This window comes from Azospirillum brasilense, assembly GCF_005222205.1.
Classification (GTDB): Bacteria; Pseudomonadota; Alphaproteobacteria; order Azospirillales; family Azospirillaceae; genus Azospirillum; species Azospirillum brasilense_G.
On sequence record NZ_CP032346.1, the window covers coordinates 42,567 to 64,450 of the forward strand.

Consider the following 21,884-nt stretch of genomic DNA (forward strand, 5'->3'; position numbering starts at 1 on the left):
TCCGTCGCAAAGGTGCCTGTCCTGAACACGTCTTCGGGTCGTCCGAATCCCTTCACATCCCCGTCCGCGATCAGCGGGCCGGCCGCAAGGCCGCCCGGTGGGATACAGCCTCACGGTGCTCTCGTGGCGCTGAACGGCGACGGCGAGACGATCCAGGCCTGCAGCGCCAACAGCGCGGATTTCCTCGGCCTGGCCCCGGAACGGCTGCTCGGCCGCAGCGTGGGGGTGCTTGGCCTCCCCGAGCTTGCGGATCTGCTGACGAAACTGCGCGCTCTGCCGCCGGGCCTGCGGGCGCTGGGGGTGCACGCGTCCGTCACGCCGCCGGGAGGCCTGCCGCTGCCGGCCTTCCTGCACGAGCACGGCGGGCAGGTGATCCTTGAGGTGGAAAGGCCGCCCGCCGGCGTCGAGCGCTGGCCCGCCACGGCGGCGCCGGCCGGCCTGCTGCCGGGGATCGCGTCCCTGCGCGGCGTCGCGGCGATGGAGGCCATGGCGGCCCACACCGCCCAGACCGTCCGCCGGCTCACCGGCATGGACCGCGTGATCGTCTGCCGTTTCGACGAGTCCGGCAACGGGGAGGTCGTGGCGAGGGACGAGGCGCCGGACTGGAGTCACGCCGCTTCGGAGATCCGTCCCGGCGCGACCTTGCCGGCGAGCGCCTTCGACCGTGGGCCGGACGGATTTCCGCGGTTGCGCGTGGTCCTCGACCATTGGGCCGAACCGGTTCCTCTCCTGCGCGTCGACGCGGCGGTTCCGCCGCCCGATCTGGCCCACGCGCATCTTCGCAGCCCGCCTCCGGCGCGCCGGGAGTTCCTGCGGCGCATGGGAGCCGGGGCGGCCCTGACCGTGCCGATCATCCATGGCGGCAAGACGTGGGGCGTGATTTCCGGCCACCGCCGACGGCCCCAGGGGATGCCGCCGTCGGTCCGGATGCTGGCCGCCATGGCCGCCGACGCGCTCGGCCTCATGCTGGACGGCGCCGAACGCGCGATGGACAGGGAGCGCCGGGCCGCCCACGCGGCGCGCCAAGCGGAGGCGAGCCGGGCCAAGTCCGACTTCCTGACGGGCATGAGCCACGAGCTTCGCACCCCGCTCAACGTCATCATCGGCTATTCCGATTTTCTGCTGCATCCGGGCACCGGCCCGCTGACCGACCGGCAGCGCGACTGCATCGGCAACATCCGCGCCTCCGGCACGCATCTCCTTGAACTCATCAACGATGTGCTGGATCTGTCGAAGATCGAGGCCGGCCATATCGACCTGAACGACGAGGAGGTGGACGTCGCGGTGCTGGTGGGCGAGGTCTACGCCCTTCAGGAACTGGCGCTGTCCTCCGCCGGGCTGACCTTCGACGCGCAGTTCCCCCGTCCGCTGCCGCGCCTGCGCGCGGACCGTCGTTCGCTGCGGCAGATCCTTCTGAACCTGTTGTCCAACGCCGTGAAGTTCACCCCGGCCGGCGGTCGGGTCACCATCGACGTGACGCGCACGACGGAGCGGACCGGGACCGGGCTGCGCATCGCGGTGATCGACACCGGGATCGGCATCCCGGAGGAACACCGCCCCATCGTCCTGGAACCCTTCCGCCAAGTGCCGGGAGAGCGCATCCGCGGCGGCGCCGGAACCGGTTTGGGCCTGCCCATCGTGCGGTCCCTGGTGGAAGCCCATGGCGGGCGGCTGGTGTTGAACAGCGTGCCGGGGCAAGGCACGCGGATCGATCTCCATTTCCCGGCGGAGCGGGTGATCGCGTGATGGAAACCGTGGAATTCCTGGGACTTCTCGGGATGTGGCGGGCCGCGAAGGGCATCGCTAACGACAATTTAACCGTCGCGGCGGAACAGTGAACGGGATATACCGGTCTTTCCGGGTGTGGTCGCTGCAAGCCGGAGCGCGGGTGGCACGACGCCTGCGGAACCGAACAGCCCCAAGAAGGCGCCGATGGACGACCGAACCGTGAAGCGTGTCCTGATCGTCGAGGACAACGAGCTGAACATGAAGCTCTTCCACGATCTGCTGGAAGCGCACGGCTACGCGACGCTTCAGACCCGCAACGGGATGGATGCCCTGTCCATCGCGCGGGAGCACCGGCCCGACCTGATCCTGATGGACATCCAGCTGCCCGAGGTGTCGGGGCTGGAGGTCACGCGCTGGATCAAGGATGATCCCGAACTGGCAAGCATTCCGATCATCGCGGTGACCGCCTTCGCGATGAAGGGGGACGAGGAGAAGATCCGGGAGGGCGGCTGCGAGGACTACATCGCCAAGCCGATTTCGGTGACGAAGTTCCTGCAAGCCGTTCAGAAGTTCCTTCGCTAACCTTTTACGGGATCGGTCGCACGCTCCATGTCCGCTCGCGTTCTCGTCGTCGATGATGTCCTTCCGAACGTGAAGCTGCTCGCGGCGAAGCTGACGCGCGAGTATTTCAACGTCATCACCGCCAGCAACGGCCCCGAGGCGTTGGAAGCGGTCCGGCGGGAGTCGCCGGACATCGTGCTGCTCGACGTCATGATGCCCGGCATGGACGGATTCGAGGTCTGTGAGAAGATCCGCTCCGACCCCGCGACCATGCACATCCCGGTGGTGATGGTCACCGCCCTGTCCGACGGCGCCGATCGCGTGCGCGGGCTGGAGGCCGGAGCCGACGACTTCCTGACCAAGCCGGTCAACGACGTGGCCCTGTTCGCGCGGGTGCGCTCGCTCGTCCGCCTGAAGATGATGATGGACGAATGGCGGCTGCGCGAGACCACCTCCGGCCAGTTCGGGGTCCTGGAGCCGACCGGCACGCTGCACAGCGAATCCTTCGAGGGCGCCCGCATCCTGGTGCTGGATGATTCACGGCTCGATCTGGCCAAGATCGCCGAGACGCTGCAGCGCGACCATGGCCATGTCATGTCCGCCGCGACCTGCGCCACGGCGCTGGAGCGCGCGCTGAGCGACGATCTGGATCTCGTGGTGATCAGCCTGACCCTGATGAACGAGGACGGGCTGCGCCTGTGCTCCCAGCTCCGCTCCCACGAGCGCACGCGCCAGGTGCCGATCCTGCTCGTGGAGGAGGAGGGCGACCTGAACCGGGTCGCCAAGGGGCTGGAACTGGGCGCCAACGATTACGTCATCAAGCCGATCGACCGGAACGAGCTTCTGGCCCGCGCGCGCACCCAGATCCGCCGCAAGCGCTATCAGGAGCGGCTGCGGGCGAACTACGAGCAGAGCCTGTCCATGGCCCTGACCGACAGCCTGACGGGGGTCTTCAACCGCCGCTACATCAACGCCCACCTGCCGCGGCTGCTGGAGCGGGCGATCGACAACCACAAGCCGGTGGCGATCCTGCTGTTCGACATCGACCATTTCAAGGTGGTCAACGACAGCTACGGCCACACCGTGGGCGACGAGGTTCTCAAAGAGGTGTCCAATCGCGCCAGCCGCAACCTGCGCACCTTCGATCTGGTGGCGCGGCTCGGCGGCGAGGAGTTCGTGGTGATCCTGCCGGACACCGACGCCGAAGCGGCGCTGTCGGTGGCGGAGCGGTTGCGCACCCGCATCGCCGACACGCTGTTCAAGGTGAGCGCCGATGCCGGCGAGATCCCGGTCACCGTGTCCATCGGCGTCGCGGCCGGCGGCCGGCTCGGCGACACCGCCGAAGGGCTGATCCGCCGGGCCGACGAGGCGCTCTACGAGGCCAAGCGCTCCGGGCGCAACCGCAGCGTCGCCGACCCCCGCGCCAACGCCCTGCAGTCGCCCTGACCGGGGCCGGGCTGATCCCCGCCGGGATCTTCCGGGGCTTCCCCGCGAAGCAGGGGCTCCCCGCACAAGCAAAGGGCCAGACAAGCAAAGGTCTAGACAAGCAAAAGGCCGCCGAAAGGCGGCCTTTCTGATTCCGGTAGTCCCGGGGAAACCTTACTTGATCTTGGCTTCCTTGAACTCGACGTGCTTGCGAGCCACCGGGTCGTACTTGCGGAACGACAGCTTCTCGGTGGTCTTCTTCGGGTTCTTCTTCTTCACGTAGAAGAAGCCGGTGTCGGCCGTGCTCACCAGCTTGATGAGGACGGTGTTCTGCTTCGCCATGATCTCAATCCCGACTAAAAATCCGTGACCCGCCAGCCCGGCGGGGCGGCGTCGTAGCGGGGGAAGATACCCGCTACAGCCGCGATGTCAAGCCTTTGTAAAGTGCCAAGAAGCGCGGATCCGAGTCCTTTTTTCGCCTGCAAATCGGGGCGGAAAACGACTCAGCGCTCCGCCACGGTGTTGGTCGAGGACAGGGCGACCGCGCGCTGATAAAGCGCCGGTTCGGCAAGAAGGCGCAGCGCCACTTTCAGATCCAGTTCCGGCTCATGCTCCTTCCAGGGGCAGGCCTCGCGCAGGCGGGTCAGCGCCTCCTCGTCGTCGGCGGCACGGGCGCGCCAGCCGGCGAACTGGGTCATCGGGCGCGCCCGGCCGTCGCGCAGGTCGGACAGCAGGGCGACGGGGTCGTCCTGGCCGGTGCGGCTGGTGCAGACCGTCGGCTGCACGCCCTGGCGATGCAGGGTGTAGCCGGCGGGCGTGTAGATGCGGCTCCAGGTCAGGAACAACTCGCCGTCGTTGGGCAGGCGGGTCACCGTCTGGACGCTGCCCTTGCCGTAGGAGGAGGCGCCGACCACCACCGCGCGGCCCGAGTCCTGAAGGGCGGCGGCCACCACCTCGGCGGAGGAGGCGGAGCGCCCGTCCACCAGAACCACCAGCGGCATCCCCTCGGCGATGTCGTCGGGACCGGCTTCGAAGCGCTGGCGGCTGTCGGGGTGGCGGCCCTCGGTCGTGATGATCTTGCCCTGGGCGATGAACAGGTCGGCCACGGCGACCGCTTGGTCGAGCAGGCCGCCGGGGTTGCCGCGCAGGTCGAGCACGAAGCCGCGCAGGCCCTTGCCCATGCTCTGCCGCGTGCCGAGGACGGCGTCGCGCAGGTTGGAGGCGGTGGCGGCGTTGAAACGGTCCACCTTGAGCACGCCGACCTGTTCGGACACGCTGGCGTTCACGGTGTTGGGAACCACGCGCTCGCGGCGGAGGGGGGCGCGGCGCGGCGGGTTGTTGTCGCGCGCCACGGTGAGCAGGACCATGGTCCCGGTCGGGCCGCGCAGGCGGTCGCGCATGTCCGATTCGCTCAGGCGCGCGGTCAGGTCGCCGTCGATGGCGAGAAGCTGGTCGCCGCTGCGGATGCCGGCGCGGTCGGCCGGGCTGCGCGGCAGCACGTTGCGGATCAGGGTGCGCCCGTTCGCCGTTTCCAGCGACAGGCCGATCCCGCCATAGCCCTCGCGCTGGGCGCGCTCGCTGGTGGCGCGCTGGGTGCCGGTGTAGCGGGAATAACCGTCGAGGTCCGACATCACGGAATCGAGGACGACCTGATAGACCCGCTCGGGCACCGCCTGATAGAGGGTGGGCGAATAAAGGCGGGCGCGCTCCACCGCCTTGGTGGTCAGTGCGGCCCAGCCGGCGGCATCGGACAGGGACGGCGCGGCGTACTCGCCGATCAGGCTTCCGGACACGTACAGACGTACGGTGTTGCCCTGACGCTCGGCGCGGGCGGTCGGGTCGATGGTTGCGAGGCCCTTAAGGCCGTCCAGCCCGAGACGGCCGAAATCGACCTGCTGCAGATACACCTCGGCGATCTTGCCGTACGCGACGGCGAAGACCTGTTCGCTGATGAAGGCGGCTTCGGTCGCGGCGGCTTCGGCCGGACGGGGCAGCGCCCCGCCAAGGCTTCCGAGGCCGACCGCGAGCATGGCGGCCGCGAGCGGGACCGAAAGACGCCCGCGCGGCGAAATTCCTCGTTTCCGTATGCCCATGGCGCGCCGTACGCGGCCTCCTTTCCCACAGGCGGACCCGGATGGTTGCCCACCGGATTCGAACGGATAAGGAATAGCACTTCAGAAATGTGGGCTGGCGGGACAAAAGACGGGGGCAAGACTCTTTGTCGTGGAATGTCCACCACTGTGACTCAGCGGCCACGCTTCCGTTGCTTCTGGGTCGCGCGTCCCGCGAAACGGGCGTTTCGCGGGGGGTGATCAGGGTGGCTGGATTGCAACGGATGATTGGTGCCCCCAACGGAATCCCCGGAGAAATCCCCCTCGGCGCGGGGCAGGGCGAACAGGGTGCTGCCGGTCAGCGGATCGGCCTCCATCAGCACCACCTTCACCGCGGCGCCCAGCCGGTAGCTGCGGCCGGTGCGCTGGCCGACCAGGGCGTGGGCGCGCTCGTCATGCTCATACTGGTCGTCGGGCAGGGTGCTGGCGGGGATCAGCCCGTCCGCCCCGTTCTCGTCGAGCCGGATGAACAGACCGAAGCGGGTGACCCCCGAAATCCGCCCGGTGAACAGGGCGCCCACACGGTCGGCCAGGAAGGCGGCGGTGAAGCGGTCGATGGCGTCGCGCTCGGCCGTGGCAGCACGGCGCTCTGTCATCGAGATGTGCTCGCCGATGTCGGTCAGCCCGGCCATGGCCGCATCGTCCAGCCCGCCCGGCCCCAGCCCGTGCGCGCGGATCAGCGCGCGATGGACGATCAGGTCGGCGTAGCGGCGGATCGGCGAGGTGAAGTGAGCGTAGCGGTCGAGCGACAGGCCGAAGTGGCCGATGTTCTCCGGGCTGTATTCGGCCTGCGACTGGCTGCGCAGGATCACCTCGCTGACCAGCTGCGACTCCGCCGTGCCGGCGGCGCGGTCGAGGATCGCGGTGAAATGCGCCGGAGTCAGCCGGGGCACCCGCGGCAGCGCATAGCCGATGCCGGTCAGGAACTCGCGCAGCGACTCCTGCTTGTCGAGCGACGGCTGGTCGTGCACGCGGAACAGGCCGGGCATGCCCGCCCGCTCCAGGCTGTCCGCCGCCGCGACGTTGGCGCAGATCATGAATTCCTCGATCAGCCGGTGGCTGTCGAGGCGCTCGCGCGGCGCGATCTCCGCCACCCGCCCGCGCCCGTCCAGCCGGACGCGCCGTTCCGGCAGGTCCAGCTCCAGCGTGCCGCGCCGCTGCCGGGCCGCCCACAGGCAGGCGTAGGCGCCGTAGAGCGGAGCGATGACCGTCTCAAGCAGCGGCGCCACCGCCTCGTCCGCGGCCCCGTCGCGGGCCGCCTGCACCTGCTCGTAGGTCAGCCGCGCGGCGGAGCGCATCAGACCGCGCACGAAGCGGTGACGCAGCAGCGCGCCGTTGCGGTCGATCCACAAATGCGCCGCGACGCAGGCGCGATCCTCGTGGGGGCGCAGCGAGCAGAGGTCGTTGGACAGCGCCTCCGGCAGCATCGGCACGACGCGGTCGGGGAAATAGACGGAGTTGCCGCGCTCATAGGCCGCCCCGTCCAGCGCCGAATTGGGACGCACGTAGAAGGCCACGTCGGCGATGGCGACCAGCAGGTGCCAGCCGCCTTCGTTCGCCGGATCGGGGTCCGGCTCCGCCCACACCGCGTCGTCGAAGTCGCGGGCGTCGGCGCCGTCGATGGTCACCAGCGGCAGGTCGCGCAGGTCGGTGCGTCCTGTCAGGGAGGGCACGGCGGCGTGCGACGCCTCGCGCAGGGCGGCGGGCGGGAACTCGGTGGGCAGCCCATGGGTGTGGACGGCGATCAGGCTGACGGCGCGCGGCTCCGCCGTGTGGCCCAGCCGCTCCGCGACGCGGGCCTGCGGCAAGCCCATCCGGGCGGCGGGCAGCAGGTCGGCCAGCACCAGCTCGCCCGGTTCGGCGTCGTTGCGGTTGGCCGGCAGGACCAGCAGCTCGGTCTTGTTGCGCTTGTCGGTGGGGACGATGCGCCCGCCGTCCGCCGCGGGGTAATAGACGCCGAGAACGCGGCCCACCGTGCCGTCCAGCCGGCGGATGGTGCGCGCCTCGTACAGCCGGTCGTTGATGCGGCTGAGCTTCGCCAGCACCCGGTCGCCCGCCCCCAGCGTGGGATGGCCCTTCCGCTCCGGCATCAGGAAGATGCGCGGCGGGGTGCCCTCGCCGGTCCAGGTGACCGGGCGGGCGGTGACCTCGCCGTCCGCATCGGCGCCGGTCACCTCCAGCACGGCGACCTCCGGCAGCGACTGCGGCGGGGCGACGCGCTTGTTGCGCCCGCGCTCCACGGCGCCGTCGGCCTCCAGTTCCTTCAGCAGGTCCTTCAGCCGTTCCCGGTCGTCGCTGCCCGACAGTTTGAAGGCGCGCGCGATCTCGCGCTTGCCGACCGGAGTCGCGCTGCTGCGGATGAAGGAGAGGACCGTGTCCTTGTCGGGAAAGCCTCCGGGAAAGCTGCCGGGGCGGCGGGGGATGTCGGTCAAGGGAGTCCGTGCCGTGGAGAGTGGACCGTTTAAGTAAGCCCTGGGCGCGGGGAATCCAACCGCCGCGCCATGGCTCCGCCACAAAGACGCGCCAGAACCGTGCCAAGCGTGGCGGGAGCGCATCCATGAGGGTTGTACGGATCGGGGTGGCGCTGGCGCTGGCCGTTCCGGCGCTTGCGGCCGGAGCCCACCTGCTCGCCGCCTTTCTCCTGTCCCGCCTCGCGGTGGAGGGGCAGCCGGCCGTGCGGGAGGGCGTGGAGGTCTTCGTCTGCACCAACGGAGTCCACACCGATCTGGTGCTTCCCGCCGTCACGGCGGCCGTCGACTGGACCGTGGACCTGCCGGACGGCGATTTTCCCGGCGCCGGTCCCCAGGCAAGCCACCGTTCCTTCGGCTGGGGCGACCAAGCCTTTTATCTGGAAACCCGCCAATGGTCGGACCTGCGGCTGTCCACAGCGCTGTCCGCCCTGTTCGGCCGCGGGCCGTCGGTGATGCATGTCCACGCGCTGCATCGCCCGGCGGGGAGCCCGGATTGCGGGGCGCTGGTGCTGGGTGCGGGGCAGTACGGTGCCCTGACGGCGTTCGTGCGCGGCAGCTTCCGCCGGGACGGGGCGGGGCGGGTGATGCCCCTGCCGGGCAGCGGCTACGGCGCGACCGACCTCTTCTACGAGGCGGTCGGCCATTACAGCCCGGTCGAGACGTGCAACGAATGGACCGGCAAGGCCCTGCGCGCCGCCGGAGTGACCATGGGCGCCTGGACGCCGTTCGAGGACGGCGTCATGCGCTGGGTGCGGTAGGGAGCGCGTTTTCTCCCCCTCTCCCGCCCCGGGAGAGGGAAGGGGCCCACGCGAAGCGTGGGAAGGGTGAGGGTGTCGCCAAGGGGCAGTTTATTGATTCTCGCTCGACCCTCACCCGCCCGCTTTGCGGGCACCCTCTCCCGGGACGGGAGAGGGGGTAATCAAGCCCGCTTGCGGGCGGCGGGCTTTTCCTCGCCGGCGTCGGTCTTGTCGGCTTCGGCGCTGTCGGCCTTCTTGGCGGCCGCCTTTTTCGGAGCCGCCTTCTTCACCGCGTCCTTTTTGGCCGGTTCCTTCTTCGTGGCGGACGCCTTGGCCTTGGTCGCCTTCTCCGCCTTCGCGGGCGCCTCGGCACCTTCGGCCGCCGCTGGTTCGGCGTCCTTCGGGGCCTTGCCCTTCTTGGCGGCGTCCTTGGCGGCCTTGGCCTCCAGAAGCTCCAGGGCCTGTTCCAGCGTCACGCTGTCCGGCTCCGTGCCCTTGGGGATGGAGGCGTAGACGGAGCCGTGCTTGACGTAGGGACCGAAGCGGCCCGCGCCGGTGGTCACCGGCTTGCCGGTCTTCGGATGGTCGCCCAGCGTCTTGGCGGGGGCGGACGCCTTCTTGGCGGCGCCGGCCAGCAGGTCGACCGCGCGGTTGATGCCGATGGTCAGCACGTCGTCGTCGGGCGTCAGCGACTTGTAGACGCTGCCGTGCTTCAGGTAGGGGCCGAAGCGGCCGATGCCGGCGCTGATGTCCTCGCCGGTCTCCGGATGGTTGCCGACGCTGCGCGGCAGGGCCAGCAGCTTCAGCGCCGTGTCGAGGTCCACGTCGGCGGCGGCCATGCCCTTGGGCAGGGAGACGCGCTTGGGCTTCGGCGCCTCGACCTTTACCTTCTTCTTGCCCTTGGTCTTCTTGCCGTCGGCGGGGGCTTCCTCAACCACGGCCTCGGCCGGGGCGGCGGCCACCGGGGGCGGGCCAAGCTGGATGTAGGCGCCATAGGGGCCGCGCCGCACGGTCACCGGCAGGCCGGTTTCCGGGTCGTTGCCCAGCTCGCGCGGGCCTTCCTGCGCCTCGCCGTTTTCGTCGTTGGCGACGGCGAGCGGGCGGGTGTAGCGGCATTCCGGATAACGCGAGCAGCCGATGAAGGCGCCCATCTTGCCGAGCTTGAGGCCGAGCCGGCCCTGGCCGCACACCGGGCAGACGCGCGGGTCGTGGCCCGGCGTGTCGCTGTCGGCGTTGGTCGGGAAGAAGTGCGGCCCCAGCTCCTCGTCCAGCGTGGTGAGGACCTGGGTGATGGTCAGGTCCTTGGTTCCGTCCACCGCGACGTGGAAAGCGCGCCAGAAGTCGCGCAGCACGGTCTTCCAGTCGATCCGCCCGTCGGAGATCTCGTCGAGCTTGTTCTCCAGGTCGGCCGTGAAGTTGTACTCGACGTACCGGTTGAAGAAGTTCTTCAGGAAGGCGGTGACCAGACGGCCGCGGTCTTCCGGAATGAAGCGCCGCTTGTCTAGCCGCACGTAGTTGCGGTCCTGGAGCACCTGGAGGATGGAGGCGTAGGTGGACGGGCGTCCGATGCCCAGCTCCTCCAGCTTCTTGACCAGGCTCGCCTCGGTGTAGCGGGGCGGCGGCTGGGTGAAATGCTGTTCCGGACTGATGTCGCCGCGGGCGAGGGCGTCGCCCTGCTCCATGGCCGGCAGGCGGCGCTCCTGGTCGTCGTCGGCGGCGCCGTCGTCGCGGTCCTCCTGATAGACCTTGAGGAAGCCGTCGAACACCACGACCGAGCCGGTGGCCCGCAGCACGACGTCCTTGGACGGCGAGGCGATGTCCACCGCCACCTGATCCAGCACCGCGCTTTCCATCTGGCTGGCCAGCGTGCGCTTCCAGATCAGCTCGTACAGCCGCAGCTCGTCGCCTTCCAGGTAGGAGGCGACCTCCTCCGGGCGGCGGAACAGGTCGGTCGGTCGGATGGCCTCGTGCGCTTCCTGGGCGTTCTTGGCGGCGGTCTTGTAGACGCGCGGCTGCGCCGGGACGTAGCGCTCGCCCCAATGGGAACCGATCAGGTTGCGGGCGCCCTCGATGGCCTCCTGCGACAGGCTGACGCCGTCGGTTCGCATGTAGGTGATCAGGCCGACCGTCTCGCCGCCGATGTCCACCCCTTCATAGAGCCGCTGGGCGGTGCGCATGGTCCGGGTGGCGCCGAAGCCCAGCTTGCGGGAGGCCTCCTGCTGCAGGGTCGAGGTGGTGAAGGGCGGGGAGGGGTTGCGGCGGCTCTGCTTGCGCTCCACCGTCGCGACCGAGAAGGCCTGCGGGCTGATGCGCGCCACCGCGGCCTCCGCCGCCTCGCGGGCGGGCAGGGCGAACTTGTCGAGCCGCTTGCCGTCGAGCTGGGTGAGCTGGGCCGTGAAGGAGGCGCCGCCCGGCGTGGCGAAGCCCACCTCGATGGTCCAGTATTCCTGCGGCTTGAAGACCTCGATCTCCGACTCGCGCTCGCAGATCAGGCGCAGCGCCACCGACTGCACGCGGCCCGCCGAGCGGGAGCCCGGCAGCTTGCGCCACAGCACCGGCGACAGGGTGAAGCCCACCAGATAGTCGAGGGCGCGGCGCGCCAGATAGGCGTCCACCAGCTCCCGCGACACGTCGCGCGGGGCCTCCAACGCGGCCTGGACGGCGGTCTTGGTGATCTCGTTGAAGGTGATGCGCTGGACCTTGGACTCGTCGATCAGCCGCTTTTCACGCAGCAGCTCCGACAGGTGCCAGGCGATGGCTTCCCCTTCGCGATCCGGGTCGGTTGCGAGATAGACGCGTTCGGCCCCTTTGACCGCCTTGGCGATCTCGTCGATGTGGCGCTTGGAGCGGTCGCCCAGCTCCCAGTCCATGGCGAAGTCCTCGTCCGGACGCACCGATCCGTCGCGCGCCGGAAGGTCGCGCACATGGCCGAAGCTGGCGACCACGGTGTAGTCCGAGCCAAGGTATTTGTTGATGGTTTTCGCCTTGGCCGGCGATTCGACGATGACGACGTTGCTGCCCGGCAAGAGTCCGCGCCCCTGAAAGTGCCTATCCCATACACCGGCGGTGCGGATCGGGATCAGATCAGGTTCACCTGATTCCCAGGCTGGCGCTGGACACGGCCCGCAAGCTCAAGTTCCAGCACCACGGTCAACACCACCGGAGCGGACAATTGGCACCCGCGGACGAGTTCGTCAATGGCAACCGGTGTGTGACCGAGGTTTTCCAGGATGACGGCGCGCGCCGATTCAAGGTCCGCCTCGGACGGAACGGCGGGGCGGGGTTGGGCGAACAGGTCGCCCTGGCGCTCCCGCAGGGTCGGCGGCGACAGGTTGTCCAGCGCCCGCAGCACGTCGTCCACCCCCTCCACCAAGGCAGCCCCCTGACGCAGCAGATTGTTGGTGCCCTGGCAGCGCGGGTCGAGCGGGGAGCCGGGCACCGCCATCACCTCCCGCCCCTGTTCCAGCGCCATGCGCGCGGTGATGAGGGAGCCGGAGCGCAGCGCCGCCTCCACCACCAGAACCCCCAGCGACAGGCCGGAGATCAGCCGGTTGCGGCGCGGGAAATGGCGGGCCTGCGGCGTGGTCCCGACGGGACTTTCCGCGATCACCACCCCCTGCTGCACTATGTCGCGGTAGAGTCTCTCGTTCTCCGGCGGGTAGACGACGTCGGCGCCGCCCGCCACCACCGCCGCGGTTCCGCTGCCGAGCGCCCCGGCATGGGCCGCCGTGTCGATCCCGCGCGCCAGCCCGGAGACGACGAGCAGCCCGGCCTCGCCCAACTCCCGCGCCAGCCGTTCGGCGAATTTCTTGCCGTTCATCGAGGCGTTGCGCGCCCCGACCAGCGCCACCGCGCGCCGTTGCAGCAGATGCGGGTGGCCGAGGACCGACACCACCGGTGGCGCGTCGTCCAGCGCCGCCAACGGCTCCGGATAGTCGGGCTCGCAGGAGCAGAGGAGGCGGGCGCCGATGCGGTCGTTGGCGGCCAACTCGCGGTCGATGTCCGCCTTCGGCGCGATGCGCAGCGGCTTGGTCCGCCCGCCGCGCCGGGCGAGGTCGGGCAGCGCCTCCAGCGCGGCGCCGGCCCCGCCGAACCGTTCCAGAAGGCGGTGAAAGGTGATCGGCCCGACATTCTCGGTTCGAATGAGTCGGAGCCAGTCGAACCGCTCGGCGGCGGACAGGGTGCGGCGCGGTTGAATCATGGACCATTTCATACAACCGGCGGCGGGGCGCGATCAACACGCAAACGTGTGCGTCGGCGCTCTTCTCAACGTCTCGGCATGGCGGTCATTTGCGCCAGAAGCCGAAGAGCCCCTTCTTCTTCGGCGGAGCCTCCGATTCCGGCTCCGGCTCCGGCTCGTCGTCGAAGGAGAAGGGATCGTCCTCCGCATCGGCCTTTGCCGCGCCGGCCTCGGCTTCGGCCTTGGGCTCCTCCGTCTCGTCGTCGGTGTCGAAAGAGAACGGGTCCTCGTCCGGTTCCGCATCCTTGTCTTCGGAGTCGTCCTTTGATGGCTCCTCCGCTTCGTCATCGTCGAAGCTGAAGGGGTCGCCGTCGTCGTCGGAGTTGTCGGCCGCTTCGGCCGTGTCGTCTTCGGCCTTCTCCTCCGTGTCGTCGGTGTCGAAGCTGAAGGGATCGCCGCCGTCCTCGTCCTCGTTCTCGTCCTCGTCGAAGTTGAAGGCGTTGGCGTCACTCCCGCCCGCTTCGTCGTCGTCCTTGGCCTCATCGTCATCGTCATCGTCGTCGAAGCTGAAGGCGGAGAAATCCGAGGATTCTTCCTCCTCCTCTTCGTCGGCGCCGCCGAGGGCCGTGGCGGCAACGGCGACCGCGCTCGCCGCGCCCTGGCCGCGGCGCATCTCCGCCTTGAAGCGCTCAAGCTCCTCGCGGAAGCGATCCTCGGCCTCGTTCCAGCGCTGGCGCTCCTGGTCGAGGGTGGCGAGCAGTTCCTCCTCCCGCCGGCGGGCGGCGGCGCGTTCCGTGTCGAGCGCCTGGATCAGCTCCTCCTGGCGTTGGAGAAGCGACTCGTGCCGCGTCTCCATCGCGTCGATGACCTCGCGCACATACTGTTCGAAGGCGCGGAACTGGAGCGCCAGAACATCCTCGTCGGCGTTGGCGGCCGCTGCGGTGGCCGCCGCCTTCGCGGCCTTGGTCGCCTTGGCCGTCCGCGTCCCGCCGGGTGCCGGCGGCGGCGGGGAGGGCGTGGCGACGGCGGCGGATGTCCGCGGACCGCTGGGCGTGGCGCCGTCACCCCCCAGCCAGCGCGACACCAGGATGTAGGAGACCTGAAGCTCCTCCGCGATGCGGCGGTAGCTCCAGCCCTGGGCGCGCAGCCGTTCGGCCATGCGCTGGCGGTCCGGTTCCTCGCTGGGAGTCGCCGGGCGCGTGGGCAGGGAGGATGTCGGGCCGATCCCCTCGGTGGGGGTCGCGACGACGATCACATCCTTCAGTTTCTGGTCGGCCATCGGGTCTCCGCCGTCCTGCGCGCAGGGCGTTCCTTACCGCGATGTTGGCCGCTTTCGGGGCGCGCTGTCGATCCGGGACGGGTCCCGGTTGAAGCAGTCTGGGCGGGAAACCCGCCGGACCGGGCCAATTCGCGCCGATCCGGTCGGGTCAATTCCTGCCGGTCAGGTCAATTCCTGGATATGCTCGACATAGCCGGACAGGGCGGCGATCCCCTGCTCGGTCAGCTCGATGAAGACGCGGCGGCCGTCCTTCTCGTCGGCGATCCGGCGCACCAGCCCGCGGTCGTGCAGCTCGGTGATCCGCCGCAGCGCCGTGGTCTGGGCTACGCCGGAGGCCATGCACAGCGACGACACGGAAATCCGCCGCCCGCGCAGATGGTTGGCCATCAGGTCCAGCAGCATGTCCCAGCAGGGGTCCTCGAACAGACCCTTCGGAAAATATTTGTCGCGGGCGACGCGGGATTGCTGGAGCGTCCGCAACACCGCCAGGCGCCGGTTCTCCCCCGCCGCGGCGGGGACCGGCGTCGGGGCGGGGCGCGCGGGGGCGGGGGCGGCCAGCGTCGGCTGGCCTTCGCGCAGCGCCTTCACCGCCTCGATGAGGGCGAGGCCGTGGCGGTAGGCGTCCTCCAGCGCCCCATGCAACTCGCCGTTGCCGGCGGGCGGGGGCGGGGCGGGCAGCGGGGCCGCCGCCTGATGGGCCGCCAGGGCGCGGGCGAGCGCCCCGTGGAGCTGGCTGCCGTCCTGCGGGTCGCTGACGAAATCCGCCGCGCGCAGATGCATGGCGCGGACGACGTCCGCCGCCGTGGCGTTGGGCGCGACGACGATGACCTGGAGATGCCGCTGCACGCTCTTGCGCATCCGCTCGACCAGCGCCAGCCCGTCGAAATGGGGCAGGGCCAGTTCCACCGCGACGATGCCGATGCTGCCGTCCGCCTCCAGCGTGTCGAGCGCCGCGATGGGGTCGTGGGTCACGTGGATGCGATGGCCGTTGCGTTCGAAGGCGTCGTGCATGCCGATGCCCAGCGCGCGGTCCGCGCAGGCGATCAGGATGGACGTCGCCGACACATGAAGGCCGGCGCTGGTCTGGACCGGACGCACCGGCCACGCCAAGGGTCGCTCCAACTCGATTCGCATCGAAGCCCTTCCCCCGTTGGGTGCATGGAATGCTGTGCATAAGGATTACCACGCAAAGCAAACCATCATGGATGCAATCATGGTCCAAAACAGAGCGATCAAAAAATGACTCAAAATTCCGCAAAATTTCGACGGGTTAGGCGAAACGGCATAGATCTACCGGACTCAGTTGCCGTTTGTTCTTGGTTTCGTAAGTGGAATGCGGTGCTTTGCTCCTCCCGGTTGCGGCGCGATGGGCAAAACTGCGCAGCTGGAGCGGTCGGGCCGGAGCGGAGCCATGTTGCCGGGGTCTTCTCCAGACTGGACCCGTCTTGGAAACGGCGGCGCGCGTGATGCGCGTAAGGTTGCCGCATCCCTTGCCGGCACCGGACCCATGCGCCTCACCCTGACGACCAAGATCATATTGCTGCTCCAGGTGGCGCTCTGCTTCGCGCTGCTTTCCACCGCCGCGCTCTCCTACCTGAAGATGGAGCGCATGGTGGAGGACACCGTGGCCTCCCGCTTCACCGTCGCTCTGCGCGGGCTGGCCGGTGAGGTCGAGGGCGCCGTCAGCCTCGGCGTGTCGATCACGGCCCTGCGCAATCTGGACGCGCTGATCCAGCGCGCGATGGCGCGGGACGACCGCATCACCGGTCTGGTCCTGTTCACCGACACGGGCGAGGTGCTGGCCGCGGCGGGCCGCGGCGGGCCGGTCGGAACGATCCCCGCCGGCTGGAAGGCGGCCTTCGCCCGCGACGGCAAGTCCGACCGGGTGGCCGCCGTCGCCGACGGCGACAGCCAGGCGCTTCTGCTCGGCATCCGCAACGCCTTCGGCGGCGTGGCCGGCGGCGTCGCCCTGACCTATTCGCTGGGGGAGGTGCAGGCGGGCATCCGTGGCACCATTCCGGACCTGCTGCTGTCCGGCGGCATCAATCTGCTGACCGGGCTTCTCGTCACCATGGTCGCGGTCTGGCTGCTGCTGCGCCCGATCCAGCGGCGGCTGCGCGAGATGACCGCCAGCATCAACATGCTGGGCATGGGCGAGCCGCCCAACCTGACCCCGGAGCTGGCGGCTTTCGCCCCCGGCCTGAAGGATTTCGCCGACCGCATCCTGGAACAGCAGCAGCACGGCGCGGAGGAGGACCATCCCCAGCCCGCCGGTCCGGCGGCGGAATCCGCGCGCCCGGCGGGAGTCACGCCATGAAGCTGTCCTTCATCCGCCGCCTGAACTGGATGCTGACGGGCGTCGTGTCCGTCCTGATGCTGGTCAGCCTCGCGGTCCAGACCAACCACGTCAACACGCTCTTCCGCCCGCTGATCGAGCCGGAACTGGCCCGCAAGGCCGAGGTCGTCGGGTCCTACGTGGTGGCGCAGATCGACCGCGCGGTGGCGCTGGGGTTCGAGCTGGACAAGCTGGTCGGGGTGGAGGAGCTGCTGTCCGACGCGCTGGCCGCCAACCCGGACGTCAAGTATCTGGCGCTGGAGATCGGCGGGCGCCTCCACGCCTTCTCCGGGTCCGAGGAGGCGCGGTCCGGCACCCGCCTGACCGTCGCCGACGCCCCGCCGGAAGGCGAGTCCCCGCAATTCCTCGACACCGTCCTGCCGTTGGAGGGGAACGGGGAGGCGCGGCTGCATGTCGGCGTCGATTCCGGCTATGTCCGCTCGGCCATGAACGAGGTGGTGTTCGACCTCGGCTCCGTGCTGATCGTCGCCATCCTGCTCAACATCGAGATCCTGCTGCTGGTTGTCGGCTCCTCCGTCGCCGCGCCGCTGCGCCGGGTGACGGCGGTGATGAAGCAGGCCGCCGACGGGCATCTCGGCGTGCGCGTCGCCCTGCGCAACCGCGACGAGGTGGGCGAGCTGTCGCGCGCCGTCGACTGGGCGCTGGACAGCGTGCAGCACAAGGCCGACATGACCGCCTCCGAGCCGGCGATGACCAAGATCGGCATGATGCAGCGGGTGGTGGAGCTGCGCTTCGCCATCTTCATCTTCTCCCTGGCGGAGGAGCTGACCCGCACCTTCCTGTCCGTCTACATCAAGCAGCTGTTCGAACCGGTGCCCGGCCTGTCGATGGAGATGGTCATCGGCGCGCCCATCGCCTTGTTCATGCTGCTCTGGGCGGTCAGCCAGCCGATCGCCGGCAGCGTGTCGGAACGGCGCGGGCGGCGGGCGGTGTTCCTCGGCGGGGCGCTGCTGTCCTTCGTCGGTCTGGTCGGCTCCGGCCTCGCCACCGACCTCATCCAGCTCATCGTCGCGCGCTGCCTGACCGCCGTCGGCTACGCCAGCGTCTTCATCGCCGCTCAGGGCTTCGTCATCGACGCCACCGACCCCAAGCAGCGCGCCCAGGCCATCGCCATGTACGCCGGCGGCATCCTCAGCGCCGGCGTCTGCGGCCCGGCCATCGGCGGCGTGATCGCCGGGCAGGTGGGCTTCCGCACGACCTTCCTGATCTCCGCCGGGCTGGCGCTGCTGGCCGCCTTCATGGCGTGGCAGGTGCTGCCGCGGGTGCGCGGGGCCCAGGCCAAATCCAGCCGCGGCCTGCGTCTGGCCGACGCCGTGCTGTGCCTGCGCAACCCGCGCTTCGTCGGGCTGGCCGTCTTCAGCGCGGTTCCGGCCAAGCTGGGGCTGACGGCGCTGCTGTTCTTCCTGCTGCCGCTGGCGCTGGACGACCAGGGGGTCAGCCAGTCCTGGATCGGGCGCGTGCTGCTGCTCTACTGGCTGCTGATGATCGTGGTGTCGCCGATGGCGGCGAAGCTGTCGGACCGCTCGGGCCAGCGCATCGGCTTCCTGGTGGTGGGCGGGCTGGTCGCCGCCGGGGCGGCCTGGGTGCTGTCGATGCCGGGGTCGCTCGGCACGGCGCTGGCCGGGGTCGCCCTGCTGGGGGTGGCGCACGCCATGCTCGGCGCGCCGCAGCTCGCCATGCTCGCCGACGTCTGCGTCAAGGAGCGTGCGGCGCTGGGCGAGACCACGGTGATCGGCATGTTCCGCCTGATCGAGCGGCTCGGCTCCGTTGTCGCCCCCTTCCTGGCCGGGCTGTTCCTGGCCCATTACGGCTACGCCGGGGCGCTGAAGGGCATCGGCGCGGTGCTGGCGGCCTGCGTCGCCGTGCAGCTTCTGCTGAGCACCCTGTTCCGTCCGCGCCCGCCCGCCGACTTCTCGCAGAGGACCCCCGCATGAGCCTGTCCCGCCGCACCGTCCTGACGGGAGCCCTCACCGCCGGAGCGCTGGCCGCGGGCGGTGTCCCGGCCCTTGCCCAGCCATCCTTCGGTCCGGCGGTCAGGACCTTCACCGCCGCCAGACCGGCGCGCATCGTCGTGCTGACCCCGCGCAAGGATGTGGGCGACGTGCTGGGCCTGCGCGACTTCATCGCGTCGAGCGGCCTGTCCGCCACGGTGGAGGTGCGCGAGGTGCCGCAGGCCTCCGCCATGCCCGCTCTGCTGCCGGAGATCCGGGCGTCCAAGCCCGATCTGGTGGTGACGGTCTTCACGCCGCTGACGCTGGGAGCGGTCGGGCGCTACGACGATCCGGACCCGTCGCGCTTCCTGACCGACGTGCCGGTGGTCTTCACCTCGGTCACCGACCCGGTGGCCTCGCGGGTCGTGCGCGCGCTCGACCGTCCGGGTCGCGCGGTCACCGGCACGCGGCACATCGCGCCGGCCGCGGTGCAGATGAAGACGATGCTGTCCTACCGGCGCTGGAAGAAGATCGCCGCGGTCTACAACCCGGCGGAGGACAACATGGTTGTCGCCGTGCGCGACCTGAAGGAGGAGGCCGCCCGCCAGGGGGTGGAGATCCACGACGCCGCGCTGCCGCGCGACGCCTCCGGAGCGCCGCAGGCGGCCGCCATCCCCGACCTGATCGCCGACGCCGCCCGCGCCGGGGCGGAGCTGGTCTACATCGGGCCGGACACGCTGGTCGCCTCCAACAACAACGCTGTGGTGGCGGAGCAGGCGCTGGCCCACCGGCTGGCCACCTTCTGCTCCACCGAGCTGCCGATCCGCCGGGCCAACCTGCTGATGGGGCTGGTCAGCCCGGCCGTCAACGTCGGGCGCTTCGCCGGGCTGAAGGCGGTGGAGATCCTGACCGGGGCCAAGCCCGCCGACACCATTCCGGTGGAGACGCTGAACCGCTTCTCCCTGCTGCTGCGCATCGGGGCGGCCAAGCAACTGGACCTCTACCCGCCGATGCGCCTGCTCAACATCGCCGAAATCGTCCAGGACGCCTGACATGACGGTCCTCTTATCCCCCGAACAGACGGTCCACACGGGCATGCTGCGCGTCCGGCGCGGCGAGCCGGTCTGCGTTCCCTACCGCATCCGCTTCCTCGGCCCCGCCGACCTGCCGGCGCTGGAGGCGTTCCGCGGCTACATCTTCGGGCAGTTGCCGGACATCGACGCCTATTTCCCCGAGACGCCGGAGTTCGCCGGTCTGCATGTGGGCGAGCGCGGCGTGACGCTGGGGCTGGAGGCCGAGGGGCGGCTGATCGGCTGCGCCATCCTGGGCCTGCCGCAGCCGGGCATGCCGGCCTTCGTGGACGACCTGCCGGGCACGCGCCCCGCCGTCACCGCCACCGCCCACATGGCGAGCTGCATGGTCCATCCGGACTTCCGCGGCAACGGGCTGCAACGGCTGCTGGTGACGCTGCGCACGCTCCACGCGCTGGGGGCGGGGCGCCCGCACCTGTTCTCGCGCGTCGCCCTGTCCAACCCGCGCAGCCTGGCGAACCTGCTGGCCGGCGGCTTCCTGGTGCGCCGGGTGCTGGTCATGCACGCCAGCGGCCGGCTGCGCTACCTGCTGCATCGCGACCTCGGGGCGGCGCCGCCGGCCTGGGTGCCGGGCAGCGAGCGCGTTTTCGCGGTGCCCGAGCTGGACGAGCAGCGGGCGGTGATCGAGGCCGGCTGGGTCGGGCGGTCGGTGGAGCTGGACGGTCCCGTGCCGCTGGTCACCTACGCGCGCCCGATGGAGGCTGCGACGGCCCTGCCGCAGGACACCGCGCTGGAGGTCGCGCCATGAGCGCTCCGCTCAAAACGGCGGTCGTCGTCGATCCCTATTCCACCGGCATCCTTCTGGCGCCGCGCCTGCGCGCGCGGGGCTACGAGGTGGTCGCGGTGCAGAGCCGCCCCGACCTCGCCCCGTCGCTGCTGCGCAGCTACCAGCCCGACGACTTCGCGGCGCACATCCTCCACGACGGCGACCTCGACGCGCTGGCGAGGACGCTGCGCCCGCTGGCCCCGGCCTTCATCCTGCCGGGCAACGAGTCCGCGGTGGAGTTGACCGACGCGCTGGGCGCCGTCCTTGGCACGCCGGGCAACAGCCCGAAGCTGACCGCCGCGCGCCGCAACAAGTTCATGATGATCGAGCGGCTGGCCGCCGCCGGCCTGCTGACCGCCCGCCAGACCATGGCGACCAGCGCCACCGAGGCGGTGGAATGGGCGGCGCAGGCGGGCTGGCCCGTGGTGGCGAAGCCGATGGCCAGCGCCTCCACCGACCATGTCTATTTCTGCGACACCCCCGCGCAGCTCCGCGCCGCCGTCGAGGCCATCCTCGGCAGCCGCGATTTCTGCGGGTCGGCCAACGAGCGGGTTCTGGTGCAGACCTACCTGGACGGGCTCGAATACGTCGTCAACACGGTCAGCCGCGGCGGGCGCCACTATGTCTGCGACGTGCTGCTGTCGGCCAAGCGGGCGCTGAACGGGTCGCCCTTCGTGTACGACAATTACCGTCTGCTGCCGCCGGAGGAGCCGGTGGCGCAGGCGCTGATGGCCTACATCCGCCGGGTCCTCGACGCGCTGGAGATCACCGACGGCGCCGGCCATGCCGAGGTGCGGATGACCGCGCGCGGACCGGCGCTGGTGGAGATCGCGGCGCGCGCCATGGGCCCGGCCGGCTCGACCACCGGCATCGCGGCGGGCACCGGGCACGATCAGGTGGACCTGCTGGTCGATGCCTTCGACGGGGCGGCGGCGGTCGGGCCGCGGCTCGGCGGCCATTACCGCTTCCTGGCCGACGCGATGGTCCTCTACCTGCCGGTGCTGGTGTCGGGCCGGGTGGAGGCGCTGCCGGACCTCTCCGTCCTGGACGGGATGGCGAGCGTGCGCGGTTACGGCCTCGTGCCGCGGGTTGGGGACGAGGTGGTGCCGACGCTCGATCTGACGCAGGTGCTGGCGAAAATCTACTTGGCGCATCCCGACCGGGCCGTGTTCGAGCGCGACTGGGCCGCCATCCGCTCCCTGGAGGACCGCCTCCAGCCGACCGTCGCGTAGCGTCGGAGCGGGCGGG

Annotated in this window: 16 protein-coding genes; 9 read left to right on the forward strand and 7 right to left on the reverse strand. The window is 70.2% G+C overall.

The genetic code is table 11. From position 1 onward, the window contains the following. Positions 1-12 precede the first annotated feature (12 nt). From D3869_RS14210 to D3869_RS14220, 3 genes are all read left to right on the forward strand, one after another. A complete protein-coding gene (locus D3869_RS14210) occupies positions 13-1,746 on the forward strand; it encodes an ATP-binding protein (RefSeq protein WP_282190177.1) in 1,734 nt (577 codons plus the stop codon). Between the two features lie 186 nt (positions 1,747-1,932). Continuing rightward, a complete protein-coding gene (locus tag D3869_RS14215) occupies positions 1,933-2,310 on the forward strand; it encodes a response regulator (protein WP_137140681.1) in 378 nt (125 codons plus the stop codon). A 27-nt stretch (positions 2,311-2,337) separates the two neighbouring features. Then, positions 2,338-3,735, forward strand: coding sequence for a PleD family two-component system response regulator (locus D3869_RS14220; RefSeq protein ID WP_137140682.1), 1,398 nt, complete (start codon positions 2,338-2,340; stop codon positions 3,733-3,735). 153 nt (positions 3,736-3,888) lie between these two features. Here D3869_RS14220 and rpmG read toward each other — a convergent pair whose 3' ends face one another. The 3 genes from rpmG to rnr all read right to left on the reverse strand — a co-directional run bounded on the left by rpmG (position 3,889) and on the right by rnr (position 8,257). Further along, positions 3,889-4,056 (reverse strand): 50S ribosomal protein L33, encoded by a 168-nt coding sequence (gene rpmG, locus D3869_RS14225; RefSeq protein ID WP_012974790.1) that lies wholly within the window; start codon positions 4,054-4,056, stop codon positions 3,889-3,891. 161 nt (positions 4,057-4,217) lie between these two features. After that, positions 4,218-5,744, reverse strand: coding sequence for a S41 family peptidase (locus tag D3869_RS14230; protein ID WP_137140683.1), 1,527 nt, complete (start codon positions 5,742-5,744; stop codon positions 4,218-4,220). 215 nt (positions 5,745-5,959) lie between these two features. Next, a complete protein-coding gene (gene rnr / locus D3869_RS14235; protein ID WP_137140684.1) occupies positions 5,960-8,257 on the reverse strand; it encodes a ribonuclease R in 2,298 nt (765 codons plus the stop codon). A gap of 125 nt (positions 8,258-8,382) precedes the next feature. On the opposite strand from rnr, the gene D3869_RS14240 reads away from it, so the two are divergent. Further along, positions 8,383-9,054: a TIGR02117 family protein gene (locus D3869_RS14240; protein WP_137140685.1), complete on the forward strand. Its 672-nt coding sequence runs from the start codon at positions 8,383-8,385 to the stop codon at positions 9,052-9,054. A gap of 161 nt (positions 9,055-9,215) precedes the next feature. Here the strand turns inward: D3869_RS14240 and topA are convergent, their stop codons facing one another. The 4 genes from topA to D3869_RS14260 form a co-directional block, all read right to left on the reverse strand. After that, the gene (gene topA / locus D3869_RS14245) at positions 9,216-12,059 is read right to left on the reverse strand and encodes a type I DNA topoisomerase (protein WP_137140686.1); all 2,844 of its coding nucleotides are present in this window, start codon (positions 12,057-12,059) and stop codon (positions 9,216-9,218) included. A 53-nt stretch (positions 12,060-12,112) separates the two neighbouring features. Next, positions 12,113-13,234: a DNA-processing protein DprA gene (gene dprA / locus D3869_RS14250; RefSeq protein ID WP_137140687.1), complete on the reverse strand. Its 1,122-nt coding sequence runs from the start codon at positions 13,232-13,234 to the stop codon at positions 12,113-12,115. 85 nt (positions 13,235-13,319) lie between these two features. Further along, complete coding sequence (locus D3869_RS14255) at positions 13,320-14,492, reverse strand: helix-turn-helix domain-containing protein (RefSeq protein ID WP_137140688.1); 1,173 nt, start codon at positions 14,490-14,492, stop codon at positions 13,320-13,322. 162 nt (positions 14,493-14,654) lie between these two features. Beyond that, positions 14,655-15,602 (reverse strand): response regulator transcription factor, encoded by a 948-nt coding sequence (locus D3869_RS14260; RefSeq protein ID WP_247895850.1) that lies wholly within the window; start codon positions 15,600-15,602, stop codon positions 14,655-14,657. Between the two features lie 397 nt (positions 15,603-15,999). Between D3869_RS14260 and D3869_RS14265 the strand changes: the two genes are divergently transcribed. From D3869_RS14265 to D3869_RS14285, 5 genes are read left to right on the forward strand one after another with little or no spacing between them, the layout of a single operon-like run. Next, on the forward strand, positions 16,000-16,809 hold the full coding sequence (locus tag D3869_RS14265; RefSeq protein ID WP_137140690.1) for a hypothetical protein: 810 nt from the start codon (positions 16,000-16,002) through the stop codon (positions 16,807-16,809). Then, on the forward strand, positions 16,806-18,782 hold the full coding sequence (locus tag D3869_RS14270) for an MFS transporter (protein WP_137140691.1): 1,977 nt from the start codon (positions 16,806-16,808) through the stop codon (positions 18,780-18,782). The genes D3869_RS14265 and D3869_RS14270 overlap by 4 nt, the downstream gene beginning before the upstream one ends. Further along, positions 18,779-19,831 carry an ABC transporter substrate binding protein gene (locus tag D3869_RS14275; RefSeq protein ID WP_137140692.1) on the forward strand — a complete coding sequence of 351 codons (1,053 nt, stop codon included), beginning with the start codon at positions 18,779-18,781 and terminating at the stop codon, positions 19,829-19,831. Before D3869_RS14270 ends, D3869_RS14275 begins: the two co-directional genes overlap by 4 nt. Position 19,832: 1 nt before the next feature. Then, a complete protein-coding gene (locus tag D3869_RS14280; protein ID WP_137140693.1) occupies positions 19,833-20,618 on the forward strand; it encodes a GNAT family N-acetyltransferase in 786 nt (261 codons plus the stop codon). Continuing rightward, positions 20,615-21,868, forward strand: a complete 1,254-nt coding sequence (locus D3869_RS14285) for an ATP-grasp domain-containing protein (RefSeq protein ID WP_137140694.1) — start codon at positions 20,615-20,617, stop codon at positions 21,866-21,868. The genes D3869_RS14280 and D3869_RS14285 overlap by 4 nt, the downstream gene beginning before the upstream one ends. Positions 21,869-21,884 lie beyond the last annotated feature (16 nt).